Below are 14,594 nucleotides of genomic sequence, written 5' to 3'. Positions count from 1 at the left end.
ACAGCCATGAACAGAACCAAGACCAAAAAGGTTACGCCATGAGCCGCGAGGCCGCCCCCAACAATCCGGCAGAGGCGCTGAAAAGCATCTACCGCCGTGCCATGATCATCCGCGAGGCGGAAAAGACGCTGCAACAGCTGTTCGTCGACGGCAAGGTGCCGGGCTTCCTGCATCTTTCGATCGGGCAGGAGGCGGTCGCCTCGGCTGTTTCCGAATTCCTGACGCCGGGCGACACGGTCTCCTCGAACCATCGCGGCCATGGCCACACCTTGGCCAAGGGCGTCGACCTCACCGGCTTCTTTGCCGAAATCCTCGGCCGCGCCACCGGCATTTGCGGCGGACGGGGCGGGTCCATGCATGTGGCCGACCTGAGGCTGGGCATGCTTGGGGCGAACGGCATCGTTGGCGCAGGGCTGCCGATCACGACCGGTTCGGCTCTCGCTCTGAAGACGCGCGGCAAGGGTGAGATTGCCGTTGTCTATTTCGGCGACGGGGCATTGGCGGAGGGATTGGTGCACGAGTGCCTGAACATCGCGAAGCTCTGGTCGTTACCGGTTCTCTTCTGCTGTGAGAACAATGGCTGGTCCGAGTTCAGCCCAACGGAAAGGCAGCTCGCCGTAAAGCTGAAGGACCTCGCCGGTGCGTTCGGCATCGCCTACACCGAGGCGGACGGCAACGATGTGCTGGCAATGCATGAGGCCGCTCGCGATGTCATCGGCCGCATGCGCGGCGAAGGCACCCCCCAAATCCTCGAATGCCGTACCACCCGCGTGCGTGGTCACTACGAGGGGGACAAGCAGGATTATCGCCCTGACGGGGAGGCCGACGAGATGTCGGCTCGCGACCCGCTTGTAATTGCTCGCCGCCGCCTTGCAGAATTCGGCGTCACCCAAGGATGGATGGAAAGTGCCGAGGCCGAGGTGAAGGCAGCCAATGCCGCCGCGCTCGAGGCTGCGCTCGCTGCGCCGCTGCCGGATGTCGCCGGTCTTGTCGCCGATGTCTACACTGCAGGGGAGGCCCGCCATGGGTGAGAGCCGTTACGTCAAGGCCGTCGCCCGTGCCCTCACGGATGCCATGGCAGCCGACCCCTCCGTCATCCTGATCGGTGAGGATATCGCTGCCGCGGGTGGTTCATTCAAGGCGACCCGTGGACTGCTGGAGTCATTCGGGCCTACCCGGGTCTATGATGCGCCCATCGCCGAAGCGGCGATAACGGGCATTGCCGTAGGGGCTGCGCTCTCTGGATTGCGCCCGGTTGCCGAAATCATGTTCATGGATTTCGTGACACTGTCGATGGACATGCTGGTGAACCAGGCGGCCAAGGCGCGCTACATGTTTGGCGGGCAGTGCTCGGTGCCCATGGTGCTGCGCACGCCGCATGGAGGCGGACTTTCGGCCGGACCGCAGCATTCGCAATGCCTGGAGGCATGGTTTGCACACATTCCGGGCTTGAAGGTGGTGGTGCCCGCCACGGTCGAGGATGCCTACAGCCTTCTGCGTGCAGCCATAGACGATCCCGATCCGGTGATCGTGGTGGAGAACAAGGCGCTCTACGCCCTGAAGGGAGATCTACCGGATACGCCAGCGCCGGCCCGTATCGGCGAGGCGGCAGTGCGTCGGGAGGGCACGGATGTGACCCTGGTCACCTATGGCGCGACGCTTTGGACCGCGCTGCGGGCGGCGGAAACGGCAATCTCGGAGGGTATTTCCGTCGAGGTCGTCGACCTGCGTTCTATCCAGCCCTGGGACGAGGCGGCTGTTCTGGCAAGCCTTTCCAGGACACACCGTCTCCTTGTCGCCCATGAGGCTGTCGAGGCATTCGGGGTCGGTGCCGAGATTGCTGCACGCATGGCCGATATCGGCTTCGACGAACTCGATGCGCCGATTCTCCGGGTCGCCGGGCCCTTTTCTCCCGTCCCGTTCAGCCCCGCGCTGGAGGGCGAATGGCGAGTCAACGAAACCAATATCCTTGCGGCGCTGCGCCGTCTGATGGCCTGAGAGGAGTATTCGATGAACACCGAACACAAAGCAGGCTGCGTGCGGCTGGAAATTGAAGACGCAGTGGCGGTCGTGACATTTGACCGGCCGGAAAAGCTTAACGCGCTGGATATGGGCGTTCTCGCCGAACTTGATGCGATCCTTGACCGGATCGAGCGTGATCCCGCCCTTCGCGCCGTTATCTTCACCGGTGTGGGACGCGCCTTCGTGGCCGGGGGCGACATTGCCGATCTCGGTTCGCGTGGCGCCCTGGCGCATTATAACGAGTTCGCGGAGGCGATCCACCGGACGCTGCGTCGTATCGAGGTCCTGGACAAGCCGACGATCGGCGCGATCAACGGCTTTGCGCTTGGTGGGGGAACGGAGCTCCTCCTGACCTTCGATATCAGGCTCCTGTCCGACAAGGCCAAGCTTGGCCTCCCGGAGATCAATCTCGGCCTCTTTCCCGGTGCGGGCGGTACGCAGCGCATCCTGCGGCAGGTGCCTTCATGCAGGGCGCGGGAGATCATGTATCTGGGCGAGATGATAACGCCCGACGAGGCCGTGCGGATCGGCCTTGCCAACCGGGTCGTTCCGCATGACAGCCTGATGGAGGCGGCGCGGACGATGGCCGCGCAACTTGCCACCAAGTCGCCGCTGATCCTGAAGCTCCTCAAGCGCACATTGATCGATGGAGGTGACATGCCGCTCTCAGCGGCGCTGCGCCACGAGCAGGCGATGATCGGCCTCGTCCTCGACAGCCACGATGCACATGAGGGCTGTGCAGCCTTCATCGAGAAGCGTCCGGCCGATTTCCGGGGAGAATGAGATGTCCGAGATCGTGATGCCCAAATTCGGGCTGACGATGACAGAGGGCCTGATTACCGCCTGGCACCGCAAACCAGGCGATACGGTGAAGGCCGGGGATCTGCTTTTCGAGGTGGAGACGGAAAAGGTCACGAACGAGGTCGAAGCCTCCGTCGATGGCGTTCTGGAGGAAATTCTCTTCGCTGAAGGTTCGGTAGTCGCGGTCGGGCTTCCGATCGCACGGCTGTCGGACGGAGCGTCGGGGACGGTATCTGCGTCCATTCCCGCGGCAGCGGGGAGGGATGCCCCGTCCGCCCGCAAACTCATGGCCGAGCACGGTATCGACCGCGATAGCGTGGAAGGAACCGGGCGTGGCGGGCGCGTCATGAAGGCGGACGTGCTTCGTGTCGTCGCCACGCCGCTGGCGCGCCGCATTGCCCGTCAGGAGGGTATCGACCTGGCGGGCGTGTCGGGCTCTGGGCCGCAAGGCCGGATCAAGGCAGCGGACGTCGAGACCGCGAAGCGGATAGCGCCAGCTCTTTCGTCCTCCGCCAACGGCCCTGTGCAACCCGATCCCATACGCGCCGCCACGGCCCGCCGTGTGCAGGCGGCCAAGCGCGATATCCCGCATTTCTACCTGACGCGGCATGTGGACATGCGTGCGCTGAACCGACTGCGCGCCGATCTGAATGCAGACACTGTCGGACGCTTGAAGCTGTCGGTGACGCATTTTCTGGTGAAGGCCGCGGGCCTGGCTCTTGCCGGCCATCCCGCTCTCAACCGGGTCTGGCTCCCGGATGGCATCCTATCGCTGGAGAGTATAGGCGTCGGCATTGTCACCGAGACGCCGCAGGGCCTGCGCATTCCGATTGCCGATCGAGTGGACAGCGTACCGCTCGATGATCTCGCTGAAATCTGCGCGGGCCTTTTCGGCCGCGCCAGGGCCGGAACTCTGACGTCTGCCGATGTCTCGGGCGGTGCAATCTCGATCTCCAATGTCGGCATGTTCGGGGCGGACACGTTGACCCCGATCATCAGCCCTCCGCAGGCCATGATCCTCGGCGTGGGGGCCGAACAGCGCCTTTTCCGTCCTGATGCCGAAGGCCGGCCCGAACTGGTGCAGGAACTTGTGCTCACCCTTGCCGCCGATCACCGCTTGATCGACGGCGCGGATGCAGCCCGCTTTCTCGCCACCCTTGTCCACCTTCTCGAAGAACCGCTTACGCTTCTGCGCTCGTGCGTCCGTTCGGGCCAATGATACCGAGGAAATATAGATGAACTTTGACCTCACCGAGGAACAGACGATGATGATCGAGACCGCACGCCAGATCGGCGAGCGTTTCGGGCTCGATTACTGGCGGCAGAAGGACGCGGCCAAGGAATACCCCCATGAAGTCTGGCAGGCGATCTGCGAGGCGGGGATCGCCGGTATGATGGTACCTGATAGCTATGGTGGTCTCGGCCTCGGACTGGTCGAACTTGCATTCTGCATCGAGGAGCTCTGCAAAGGCGGTGCGGGATCAACCCTCTCCCAGATGTTCATGCTTAATCCGGTATTCGGCGGGGTGTCGCTCGTCCTTTATGGCAACGAGGCCATGAAGCGCGAACTGCTGCCAGGCCTCTGCGACGGCAGCGTGACCTTCAGCATGGCTCTCACAGAACCCGATGCCGGAACGAATTCGCTGGGCATGAAGACACGGGCGGAGCGCGTTGATGGCGGCTGGGCGATTACGGGCCAGAAGATCTGGATCACCGGTGTCGCGGCCTCGAAGAAGATGCTGGTCGTTGCGCGCACCACCCAGCCGCAGGACGGTCTCAAGAAGACCCACGGCATCACCCTGTTCATGGTCGATACCGATCGGGAAGGCATCAGCCATACCGAGATTGACAAGCTCGGCACGAATACCCTGCCGTCCTCGATCGTTTATCTCGACAAGGTCTTCGCCTCCGACAACGAGGTGATCGGGACCGTCGATGGCGGCTGGCCCGAACTTCTCGACATCCTCAATTGCGAGCGGATCGTCACCACCGCTGGGCTTGTGGGTACCGGAGCGCTCGCCCTTAAATTAGCTGTAGATTACGCGCGGGAGCGCAAGGTCTTCAACGGGCGTCCGATTGGCAGTTATCAGGGCTTGCAATTCCCGCTGGCCCAACAATGGGCGGAATTGGAGGCGGCACGCCTTTTGAACCTCAAGGCGGCTTCGAATTTCGACAGAAACCTGCCGTTCGGTTCGGAAAGCAATGCCGCGAAGCTGATCGCCTCTCAAGCGGCCTCGGCGGCGGCGGAACAGTCGATGCAAGTCATGGGTGGCATGGGATATTCTAAGGAGTTCCACGCCGAAAGACTGTGGCGCGACGCGCGCCTCTTCCGTTTTGCCCCGGTTTCCGAAGAAATGATCCTCAATTACATCTCGACAGTAAATCTGGGTCTGCCAAGATCGTACTGAGCTAGAGGAGGAGTGCAAATGTACAATCTGTCCCGTTGCCTGGCGGTCAATGCCGGCCAGAGGCCGGCCGGGGAGGCGCTGGTGTATGGGGAACTGCGACTGGATTGGCTAACTCTGGAGGCTCGGGTCCAGCATCTGGCCGCTGCCCTTGCCGGGCGCGGTATCGGCAAGGGCGATATCGTCGCCCTCATGATGAAGAACAGTCCAGCCTTCATCGAGCTCATCTACGCAATCAGCCATTTGGGCGCGGTTATTCTGCCGCTGAACTTCCGTCTTTCGTCGGAAGAAGTCGGCTACATCGCCAACCATGCCGGGGCGGTCATGATCATTGCCGATGACGTTTTCCAGGTGCAGGCAGCGGGGCCCGGGCTGCCGCTCATCGTGCTGGATGAGGCGGGCCAGATCGATATCGGAGCGACGCTTCTCGATGTTTCGGGGGGCCGACAGGGGATGGAGGCCGCGCCGCGCGGGCGAGATGATATATTCCGGCTGATGTACACGTCCGGCACCACCTCGCGGCCAAAGGGCGTGGTGCACAGCTACGACAATTTCTACTGGAAATGCTTTGACCACACGCTTTCGCTCGGGCTGAACGAGCGGACGCGGCTTCTGGTCGTCGGTCCCCTCTACCACGTAGGCGGAAGTGACCTCCCCGGCCTCGGCGTACACCTGGCAGGTGGCACGATCGTATTGCTGCGTGATTATGAGCCGCGTAGCGTGCTCGAAACGATCGAGCGGGAGAGGATAGACGGCATCTGGCTCGCTCCGGTGATGGCGAACGACATTCTCAACCTGCCCGCCGAAGGCCTGCCCGATGTCTCCTCGCTGCGCTGGTGCATCGCAGGTGGCGAACGCACCCCCGAATCGCGGATCCGCGCCTTTTTCGACCGCTTTCCGCAAGCCCGCTACATCGATGCTTACGGAATGACCGAAACGGTCTCTGGCGACACCCTCATGGAGCCCGGGCGAGAATTCGACAAGATTGGCTCTGTCGGGCGCCCCCTGCGCTTCGTCGAGATTGAGGTCCGGGGTGAGGATGGAGAACGCCTGCTTCCAGGCGAAGAGGGCGAGATCTGCATGCGCGGACCGAAGGTCATGCGGGGGTATTGGCGCGATCCAGAGAAGACTGCAGAAGCCTTCTTTCCCGACGGTTTTATGCGCTCGGGCGATGTGGGTTACATGGATGCCGACGGTTTCCTGTTCATCACGGATCGACAAAAGGACATGATCATTTCCGGCGGAGAGAACATCGCCTCGTCCGAGGTCGAGCGGGTGATCTACGAGCATCCCGGGGTCAAAGAGGTCGCCGTCTACGCACGTGCGCACCCGCGGTGGGGAGAAGTTGCAGTTGCTGCGGTCGTGCTTGCGGAAGGGCAGGCAGTCACCTATCAGGAATTGCTCGATCATTGTCGTGCTCGCCTTGCCGGTTTCAAATGTCCGAAGGACATGGTCGTCTTGGCGCAACTGCCGCGTAATCCGTCGGGGAAGGTGCTCAAGCGGACCCTGCGAGAGCGCGACGCCGCTGGTTCTTTGGACGTGCATGAGAGGATGAACCAGAGTGCCTGAAGCCTATTCTCTGGGATCGGTCCGTAAACCGCGACGTCAGCGCATGAGCCGGGAGGAGAAGGCGCGTGTCACCCGCGACGGCCTTCTGAACGCCGGCTGTGCGGTTGTCGCGGCCGAGGGCTATGCCTCTGCCTCGATCGCCAAGATCGCCGACCTGGCCGGGGTCGCCCACGGCACATTCTATAACTATTTCGAAGACCGTCAGGCGCTGTTCGATGAGCTTTTGCCCTATGAAGGCCTGAGGATGCGGGACCGGATCGAAAAGATTGCCCGTGATGCGCCCCCGGGTATGCAGCGTGAGTTCGTCCGTTTCGAAGCATTCCTGGATTACGTGATAGAGAACGAGGGGTTTTACCGGGTGCTTTACGAGGCCGAAATATTCGCCCCAGAAGCGCACCGAGAGCACATGGACAACATCGTCAACGGCTACAAGCGCACATTCCATCGCGCGATGGACGAAAAGCGGATGCACCGGCTCAGTTCACGGCATGTGGAATGCCTGATCTACCAAATACTGGGCATGCGAGCATATGCGGCCATGCAGATTCACCTTGCTGACGAAACGTCCGAGAAGCGCGCTATTCGCGACGCAGCCGGGGAAACCTATCGACTTCTGATTGGCCGGGGTCTGCTCGAGAGTGAGGATGCTGACTGAGCTCCCCTGGCGGGCCCGCTCAGTCCCCAATGCATGTTGGCGGCGAGGTTGCGCGCCGGCTCGCCGTCCCGATAACGGCGGCCGAGCGCGGCACCAGGCAGAAAATGCACAGGATCACCGTGATAGACGCATAGAAGACAACCCGTGAATGTGCATGGGCATCGCCGTAGGCCCCCGCTGGCGAAGTCGGCCGCGATGAGGAAGGCCGGCCGATTGGTGCGTCGCAGCGCATGGAGCGCGGCTTCCGCCCCCCGATGCTCTTTCTTAAAGAAGGCTGATCTCCGCAGGCGGTGCAACAGGCTGCTTCGACAACGACCGGGCTGCGATCAGGAACCCTCAATCGGACGACACTTGTTACAAGGGCAAACGCCTAAAGGGAGGTCTCCACGGCCACCCGGCCTCGACTTCGAAGAAGCGGGCGACCGGAGAAGCAGGGGTCTTGGTGTCCTAATCGACGTGGCCACATCCACCATATCGATGGATGCGGCCTCGGCGTCTCTGATGGACCTCGCCCAACTCGTTTCGCCAGAACGAATCCGGATTGGCCGGACCTGGCCCCGTCCTTCTATTTCACTTCTTGCCACCAACGCGTCGGGTCTTGTCGAGTTTGCCCTTTGCCGATGATGTCTTTGCATCATAGGCTTGACCGTGGTTCGTGCCGCCAAGGTGCCCGCCGGGACTGGTGTTTGCCACCTGCCGCTGCGCCCTGAGGATCTGTTGTCCTGCATCCGTCTTTTTCATGAGAGTCTTTCCTGGTTGAGAATAAGAGAATGGTCGGGCGAGCCCGACCTTGCCATATGGTTGTGCGGGTTGTGGCCCCTACGATGGCCAGAGACCCGAACCCGGTCAGGCTTATGCTGTCTGAAGATTTTCGGCTGCCGTTCTGCCTGAGCGGTGGTCGGTGAAGATGGCATGGCTGACCTTCTGACCTTCAAAGAGGTGCGTCATGCCGGACCATTCGACCGCCGAGTTGTGGACGAAAACGTCTCTTGCGCCATCTGTGGGCTCGAAAAGGCCAAAGCCTTTTGCCGTGTTGAAGAACTCCACGATGCCATTGTTAATAACGATTTCCTGTCGCCATTTTAGGAATATTTGGTCGGAAATATGAGGAATACGCAGTCATCGATTTTGAAGATAAAGATCACGTCCGCAAAGTCGGCAGAAAAATGAAACTAAATGATAAAATTCGATTTGTAGCAGCTATCAGTCGATTGTGTCGGCCACAAGGCTGTTTTGGTTTTTATTTTGTTGCATCTTTCGTCGGTGGAGTACATTATAACTAGTCGGCAGCCATGTTTAGGGCGCTGCTGCTTCGAGGCGGCCATGCCTCGGCCCCAACGAAAGGAGGACGCGTGTGTCTTCCGACCTTCAGCTACACCGAAATCTCCTCAGCGTAAGCGGGCCTGGATACCGCGAGAACATCCAACAGCGTGAGACCGGTCGATCGAGCGCTGCTGCACGAATTATACGGCGGACCCGGACAGTTCTTTCGGCATCGGGTGATGTCCTGCCGTGTTCGTTATCCCTCTGCTCCACGTCGGCCTTGCTGGGCGGGCGCACGGATACTGCAGTTCCTCAAAGCTGAGTTCGATCCGGCGGCCGCCGTTCTGCTTCGGGCCAGAGATCGGTCAAAGCGGTCCGGCGGTTCGCTTCCTTTCACCAGACAGCCAACCTTGGAGAAATTGCCATGGCAAAGGGCCAAATGCGAAGTAACCGCGAAGCGCGGAAACCAAAGAAGGAGAAGGTCACATCAGCCCCGCCCGTCGTTTCGGGCATTCAAGGCAAGCTCGCGAACAGCGGATTGAGCCTCGGCAAGAAGCAGCGATAGCGGCCGTGATCAAGGCAAGAGGGGCCCTCGCGGGCGGTTTGGATTACAAGCGCTTCCCATTTCCCGATTGACCGGATCGGCCGGCTCTAGGTGGGACCGCGCTTGCAAGGAGCCTAACGACCTCTGACCTCTGCCAGAACGACGAGGGATTGGCCGGAAACACGCGAGGAGACAGTCCATGACAGATAGAGCCTGCCGTTTGGCCGAGAGTTTCTTCCGGTCCTCACGTTGCGCTGGCAGGTGGGGGCCGCTGCAGTGGTTTCCCCGCGTGTTCAGCTCCAAGAGAGAGGAATTGGACCAATGACGAACGTTGATTACACTGCATCCGCGGGACTTTATCCTTGCAAGACCGTGCGCCGCGCGAGCAGGCTTCTATACAAGAGGTTTGAAACCGTGGCGCAAGCTCTCCGCTTTGCAATCGAGGAAATGCCCAGCTCGATGCTCCGAGGCTGCGTCCTCGAGGTCGACGAGGACCGCTTCGATGGAATGCAGATGCAGAAACTCTACGATGCCGACGGCTACCCGCTTACGCGGCGCGGTCCCGCGGTCCGTCACCGCCGGTGAGGCGTGGCGTGCAGTTCGCTCGGCGATCGATCTGCGCAGGTGCGTCTTTTGCTATATTCACCATCCTAGGTAGAAAAAGGGGAAAGGCAAAACAAAAGGTTGACGAAGGTTCGGTGACCGTATATTGAACCCCCATCGATACTTTGTTTGCTGATATTTGTTTTGGCTGCGCCTCGCGCTTCGTGACGAACTTCCCCTTTCAAAAGTCGAAAACACCGCCGTGCGTCGCCCGGCGGTACTTAACGTTGCTAAGAAAGGGTTCGTTATGGCCACTGGCACAGTCAAATGGTTCAACTCCACCAAAGGTTTCGGCTTCATTCAGCCTGACGATGGCAGCGCGGACGTTTTCGTCCATGTTTCTGCTGTCGAGCGAGCCGGTATGAACACGATTGTTGAAGGCCAAAAGGTTGGCTTCGAACTCGAACGTGACCGCAAATCCGGAAAAATGTCGGCCGGCATGCTTAGCGCCGCCTGAAGCTTCAGCCGCAGATGACCACGGATGTACTGGCATCGCGGCGTATGGTTTCGAAAGGCCGGGCATGCGCCTGGCCTTTTTTCTTAAGTTGCACACCGCTGCAAATTCTGGACTCGGTTCCGCTCAAGGCGAGACGTGGGGAGCTCTCGAAGTGACGAGCTCCGAAGGATGACAGATTGAGACACCCGAACGACAACGGTTTTCAGGCGCGCCGTACGGCCGCAGCCGAGGCGAAACGTACACTACTCGAAAAATTCGCATCCGCACCCAAGGTCATCGATCCGCAGATGCGGGAACGATTGGCCGCTCGTGAAGCGGTGGCTATCGCCAGAGACTTGCGCCGGGCCGAGCGGCAAGCGATGAAGGTCGCGGAGCACGAGCGAATGCTCGCGGATGCGCAGGCTCGCGCGGCTGCAGCAGCAGCCGAGGAGGCTGATGCCGCCAAGACAGGACAGGACGACGAGGCTGCCCGCAAGGCGGAACGGGATCGTCGCTATGCGGCCCGAAAGGCGCGCCGGTCCTGACGATTCGAGATGCGCCCGCAATCGGGCGCGAGCAACGACACCGCCGCCTGCCGTCATGCGGCAAGGCGCGTGAACGGATGGTTTCCCGATGAACACGATGATCCAAGCATCTGCGCCGGCCGTCGATGCCGCGGCATGGCTGAAGGCCTTGTCGCGATATCGCCATCCGCGGGTCGGGCGCAGCATCTTTGAACTCCTGGTTACGATCGTTCCGTTCGCGGTTTTCTGGTTCCTCGCATATCTCTCTCTCGCGCGCGGTCTGTGGCTTGGACTGATATTCGTCCTACCGGCAGCCGCGTTTCTCTTACGCCTGTTCATGATTCAGCATGATTGCGGGCACGGTTCGTTTTTCGCTCGGCGTGGTCTCGATGATTGGGTCGGGCGTCTGCTCGGTGTCCTTACCTTGACGCCATACGACTACTGGCGTCGCGCTCATGCCGCCCACCACGCCTCGGCCGGAAATCTGGACGAACGGGGCGTCGGCGACATCACCACGCTTACAGTCGCCGAATATCGTTCGCGCTCGCGCATGGGACGGGTCGGCTATGTCCTCTATCGGCACCCGCTGGTGATGTTCGGCATCGGTCCCGCGTGGCTCTTCCTCTTCAAACAACGCCTGCCGTTCGGAATGATGCGATCCGGCGCCTTGCCGTGGGTTTCAACGATAGCCACCAACGCGGCCATTGTCGTATTGGCAGGCGTGGTGGCATGGTTCATCGGCATCGGACCCTTGGTTTCCATTCACCTGCCGATAGTGCTCCTGGCGGGTGCGGCCGGCGTCTGGCTTTTCTACGTACAGCACCAGTTCGAGACGACGCACTGGGCCAAGGGCGACGACTGGCATTTTCCGGAGGCGGCGCTTCACGGAGCGTCCCACTACGACTTGCCGCTGGTTTTGCGATGGATCACCGGCAACATAGGCATTCACCACGTGCATCACCTGTCGAGCCGTATCCCCTATTATCGGCTCCCGGAGGTGCTGCGTCATCACCCGGAGCTCGCTTCCATCGGACGCATCACGTTATGGGAGAGCCTCAAGTGCGTGAGACTCGTTCTCTGGGACGAGAGAAGCAGAAAACTCCTCTCTTTCCGGGATGCCGCCCAGGTTACAACCGCCGCGTGAATGCGTTGCCGCCGGCTGCCTGCCGACCGCGCTTACTCGCCACGACAACGAAAGACGACGATGATCGAACTGACACCGATACAGATACGAGGTTTGAAACTGGCAAAGGACGGCGATTTGTTTCTCCAGGACGGCGAGAAATGGACGCATCACGGCGCCACCGTGACCTATGCAAAGACGGACCGGTTCAAGGAGCGACCGCAGAAGGTCAAGTTCATGAAGACCAGCACGCTGAATGAACTTACCGAATTCGGTCTTCTGAAGAGGCTCAATCCCGAAGCGCAGACAGAAGAATCCGCCCACGCCATCACGATGGCGGGAAAGATGTGGCTTCTCAAGAACAAGTGACGCGGCCTGCCGAGGCATGGCCGCTCTGCCAGATTTGTTGCAGGCTCACTCCGACGACGTCCGTGCGCCGGCATCCCCCTCAAGCCGGAACCTGTCGAAGCGATGCAGAAAAGCCGTCGCTCGCCAATGGGATAGACTACGTGTTCGCGTGATTGCGGCGCCCGGTCGCTTCGACCTATGTGATCAACGGGCGATCTCGACATTATCGATGCGCGGCTTGCCCCGGCGCGGTTGTCTTCTGTGCCGTTTGGCTCGGGGAACGATTGCAGGAAATGTTTCGCCGCCTCTGAGCTCGGGGCAAGAAGTGTAGACCAGGGCGCAAACTCGACGTGGCTTCACTCCTGTTGCGGATCACGTTTGCCGCCGGTTTGCGGAGCGGCAGCAGGCGACCTCCACGCGTCCTCCTTCTCGTCCTTACGTCGAGAGCAGGGGCAGGAGATACGGATTTTCCAAGACCCCAGCGCCGGAAACGGTGTGGTGAGCCACGAAGCCCATTTCTGCGAGATCACCGTCCCGCAAGAGGGACAGCAACCCGGCTGCATAGCCTGCCGCAACCGACGTGATTGCATTGAAGGGACCGAGGGTCGCGCTCGGCCGGAACCGGTAGGACGACGAGGCTTCAAGCTTGCGCGCACCTCTCGCGGAGCGCGCCGTCAGGAACATTACCAGCTCGTCCTCCTCGACGATCGGCAGGCCGTTCAACAGGAGCGAGCGCAGCATGTCGCGGCGGCTCCTGAGGCCGAGGTCGTCAAGAAGAAACTGCATGTAATCAAGGTGGCCGGGGTAGCGCAGTGTCTTGAAAGTGACGTCACCGACGCCCGCCGCCCGGAACATCCCGAGATCCTTCAGGCCCCGCGACGTCGTGAAGCCTTCATAGGTGATACCGTCGAGAACAACATGTTCCTTGCCTTCGAGCGGCGCGAGAAGGACGTGCTCGCCGTCGCGAAGCGCCTCGCAGGGTGCCGTGTATTCGTCGATCAGGCCGTCGATATCCCAGATCTGCCCGTAACCCAGACGGTTGGTCGGAAAGCGCGGAACCGAGCCGACGCGGATCGTCAGTTCGCAAACGGGCGCATATCGGGCAAGCAGGCCGCTTGCGATATTCTCCACGAGGCCGGGCGACACGCCGCAGCCGTTGAGCACGACCCTTTCGCGGGCCAGCGGCTCGAGCGACTGCCGGGTATCTGCATGCGGCGGCGAGAAATCGAGGAAATGCGTTTTCGCGGATGCGGCCGCTCGGGCAACCGCCGGAATCGCCCGCTCGGGCACCGCTGCGACGGTCACGTCGCTCTGCTTCAGCCGGTTTGCCAACGGTTCGTGTGGCCCGAGGTGGTGCAGGCAGACGGGAAGGCCCAGCTCCTGCAGCCGGTCGAGCGCCTGCTCTGAAGGATCGATGACATGGACGTCGAAGGCCGCGCTCCTTGCGAGGCAGGCCGCAAGCGCCGAGCCGATATTGCCGGCACCCACGATCGTTATGCGGAAGTCGCCCATCGGATCAGCCCCTGAAGCGCGAGACGAACGCCTGCAGACGCGGGTTCAGCGGGTTGAGGATTACGTCGTTGGCCGATCCGGATTCTGCGATCACACCTTGGTCGAGGAACAGGACCCGATTGGAAACCTCGGCGGCAAACGCCATTTCGTGTGTGACGATCGCCATCGTCATGCCGGCATCCGCTAGCTGGCGGATGACCGTCAAGACTTCGCCGACCAGTTCCGGATCGAGCGCGCTGGTCACCTCATCGAGCAAGAGGACCTCGGGATCCATGGCAAGGGCTCGCGCGATCGCCACGCGCTGCTTCTGCCCGCCGGAGAGATGGCTCGGATAGGCGGCGTGTTTCTCCGCGAGCCCGACCTTCGCAAGCAGGTCCATGGCGCGCTCCTCGGCCTCCCTGCGGGGCGTCTTACAGACCACTATCGGCCCTTCCGTGACGTTCTGGAGAACGGTCTTGTGCGGAAAGAGATTGAAGTGCTGGAAGACCATGCCGACATGGCGACGGAGCGTGCCGATACCGACGTCGCCATCCCTGTCGCGGAACCGGTCGCCGACCTTCTTGCCTCGGAAAAGGATCGTGCCATCGCTCGGGGTCTCCATCATGTTGAGACAGCGGATGAAGGTCGATTTGCCGGAGCCTGACGGGCCGATCAACGCGACAACTTCGCCGCGGGCAAGGGCGAGGTCCAGTCCCTTCAAGACCTCGAGCGAGCCGTAGCTCTTGCGAAGCGAGACCGCTTCGATGACCGGTGCGCTTGCTTCTTTGTTCATGTTCATGATCGCACCGT

Annotated in this window: 16 protein-coding genes; 12 read left to right on the top strand and 4 right to left on the bottom strand. The window is 61.2% G+C overall.

The window, feature by feature from the left end:
* The first annotated feature begins 38 nt into the window (after positions 1 to 38).
* Genes ACM6UT_RS20020 through ACM6UT_RS19990 form a run of 7 tightly spaced genes read left to right on the top strand, consistent with a single transcriptional unit; the run spans position 39 to position 7,452 of the window.
* Positions 39 to 1,031 (top strand): thiamine pyrophosphate-dependent dehydrogenase E1 component subunit alpha, encoded by a 993-nt coding sequence (locus ACM6UT_RS20020; RefSeq protein WP_064334653.1) that lies wholly within the window; start codon positions 39 to 41, stop codon positions 1,029 to 1,031.
* Positions 1,024 to 1,998 (top strand): alpha-ketoacid dehydrogenase subunit beta, encoded by a 975-nt coding sequence (locus ACM6UT_RS20015; RefSeq protein WP_064334654.1) that lies wholly within the window; start codon positions 1,024 to 1,026, stop codon positions 1,996 to 1,998. Before ACM6UT_RS20020 ends, ACM6UT_RS20015 begins: the two co-directional genes overlap by 8 nt.
* A 12-nt stretch (positions 1,999 to 2,010) precedes the next feature.
* On the top strand, positions 2,011 to 2,805 hold the full coding sequence (locus ACM6UT_RS20010) for an enoyl-CoA hydratase/isomerase family protein (protein WP_064334655.1): 795 nt from the start codon (positions 2,011 to 2,013) through the stop codon (positions 2,803 to 2,805).
* Between the two features lies 1 nt (position 2,806).
* Complete coding sequence (locus ACM6UT_RS20005) at positions 2,807 to 4,042, top strand: dihydrolipoamide acetyltransferase family protein (RefSeq protein ID WP_416799109.1); 1,236 nt, start codon at positions 2,807 to 2,809, stop codon at positions 4,040 to 4,042.
* A gap of 16 nt (positions 4,043 to 4,058) precedes the next feature.
* Positions 4,059 to 5,231: an acyl-CoA dehydrogenase family protein gene (locus ACM6UT_RS20000; RefSeq protein WP_416799108.1), complete on the top strand. Its 1,173-nt coding sequence runs from the start codon at positions 4,059 to 4,061 to the stop codon at positions 5,229 to 5,231.
* Positions 5,232 to 5,249: 18 nt separating this feature from the next.
* Positions 5,250 to 6,797 (top strand): AMP-binding protein, encoded by a 1,548-nt coding sequence (locus ACM6UT_RS19995; RefSeq protein ID WP_416799107.1) that lies wholly within the window; start codon positions 5,250 to 5,252, stop codon positions 6,795 to 6,797.
* Complete coding sequence (locus tag ACM6UT_RS19990) at positions 6,790 to 7,452, top strand: TetR/AcrR family transcriptional regulator (RefSeq protein WP_416799106.1); 663 nt, start codon at positions 6,790 to 6,792, stop codon at positions 7,450 to 7,452. Before ACM6UT_RS19995 ends, ACM6UT_RS19990 begins: the two co-directional genes overlap by 8 nt.
* A 570-nt stretch (positions 7,453 to 8,022) precedes the next feature.
* Here the strand turns inward: ACM6UT_RS19990 and ACM6UT_RS19985 are convergent.
* A complete protein-coding gene (locus tag ACM6UT_RS19985) occupies positions 8,023 to 8,193 on the bottom strand; it encodes a hypothetical protein (protein WP_416799105.1) in 171 nt (56 codons plus the stop codon).
* 111 nt (positions 8,194 to 8,304) lie between these two features.
* Positions 8,305 to 8,514: a cold-shock protein gene (locus ACM6UT_RS19980; protein ID WP_416799150.1), complete on the bottom strand. Its 210-nt coding sequence runs from the start codon at positions 8,512 to 8,514 to the stop codon at positions 8,305 to 8,307.
* A gap of 1,159 nt (positions 8,515 to 9,673) precedes the next feature.
* On the opposite strand from ACM6UT_RS19980, the gene ACM6UT_RS19975 reads away from it, so the two are divergent.
* The 5 genes from ACM6UT_RS19975 (at position 9,674) to ACM6UT_RS19955 (ending at position 12,314) form a co-directional block, all read left to right on the top strand.
* The gene (locus tag ACM6UT_RS19975; RefSeq protein WP_416799104.1) at positions 9,674 to 9,844 is read left to right on the top strand and encodes a hypothetical protein; all 171 of its coding nucleotides are present in this window, start codon (positions 9,674 to 9,676) and stop codon (positions 9,842 to 9,844) included.
* Positions 9,845 to 10,109: 265 nt separating this feature from the next.
* The gene (locus ACM6UT_RS19970; RefSeq protein ID WP_416799103.1) at positions 10,110 to 10,319 is read left to right on the top strand and encodes a cold-shock protein; all 210 of its coding nucleotides are present in this window, start codon (positions 10,110 to 10,112) and stop codon (positions 10,317 to 10,319) included.
* Positions 10,320 to 10,495: 176 nt separating this feature from the next.
* Entirely contained in the window at positions 10,496 to 10,843 is a 348-nt protein-coding gene (locus ACM6UT_RS19965) for a DUF6481 family protein (protein WP_416799102.1), read from the top strand.
* Positions 10,844 to 10,931: 88 nt separating this feature from the next.
* Positions 10,932 to 11,966: a fatty acid desaturase gene (locus ACM6UT_RS19960; RefSeq protein ID WP_416799101.1), complete on the top strand. Its 1,035-nt coding sequence runs from the start codon at positions 10,932 to 10,934 to the stop codon at positions 11,964 to 11,966.
* Positions 11,967 to 12,026: 60 nt separating this feature from the next.
* The gene (locus ACM6UT_RS19955; RefSeq protein WP_416799100.1) at positions 12,027 to 12,314 is read left to right on the top strand and encodes a hypothetical protein; all 288 of its coding nucleotides are present in this window, start codon (positions 12,027 to 12,029) and stop codon (positions 12,312 to 12,314) included.
* 414 nt (positions 12,315 to 12,728) lie between these two features.
* Here the strand turns inward: ACM6UT_RS19955 and ACM6UT_RS19950 are convergent, their stop codons facing one another.
* Positions 12,729 to 13,805: a saccharopine dehydrogenase family protein gene (locus ACM6UT_RS19950; RefSeq protein WP_416799099.1), complete on the bottom strand. Its 1,077-nt coding sequence runs from the start codon at positions 13,803 to 13,805 to the stop codon at positions 12,729 to 12,731.
* 4 nt (positions 13,806 to 13,809) lie between these two features.
* Positions 13,810 to 14,583: an amino acid ABC transporter ATP-binding protein gene (locus ACM6UT_RS19945; protein WP_416799098.1), complete on the bottom strand. Its 774-nt coding sequence runs from the start codon at positions 14,581 to 14,583 to the stop codon at positions 13,810 to 13,812.
* Positions 14,584 to 14,594 lie beyond the last annotated feature (11 nt).

This window comes from Ciceribacter azotifigens, from assembly GCF_048159625.1.
Taxonomy (GTDB): Bacteria; Pseudomonadota; Alphaproteobacteria; order Rhizobiales; family Rhizobiaceae; genus Allorhizobium; species Allorhizobium azotifigens.
Note: the sequence above shows the minus strand (reverse complement) of the source record. Positions and strands in the feature narration are given on the sequence as shown.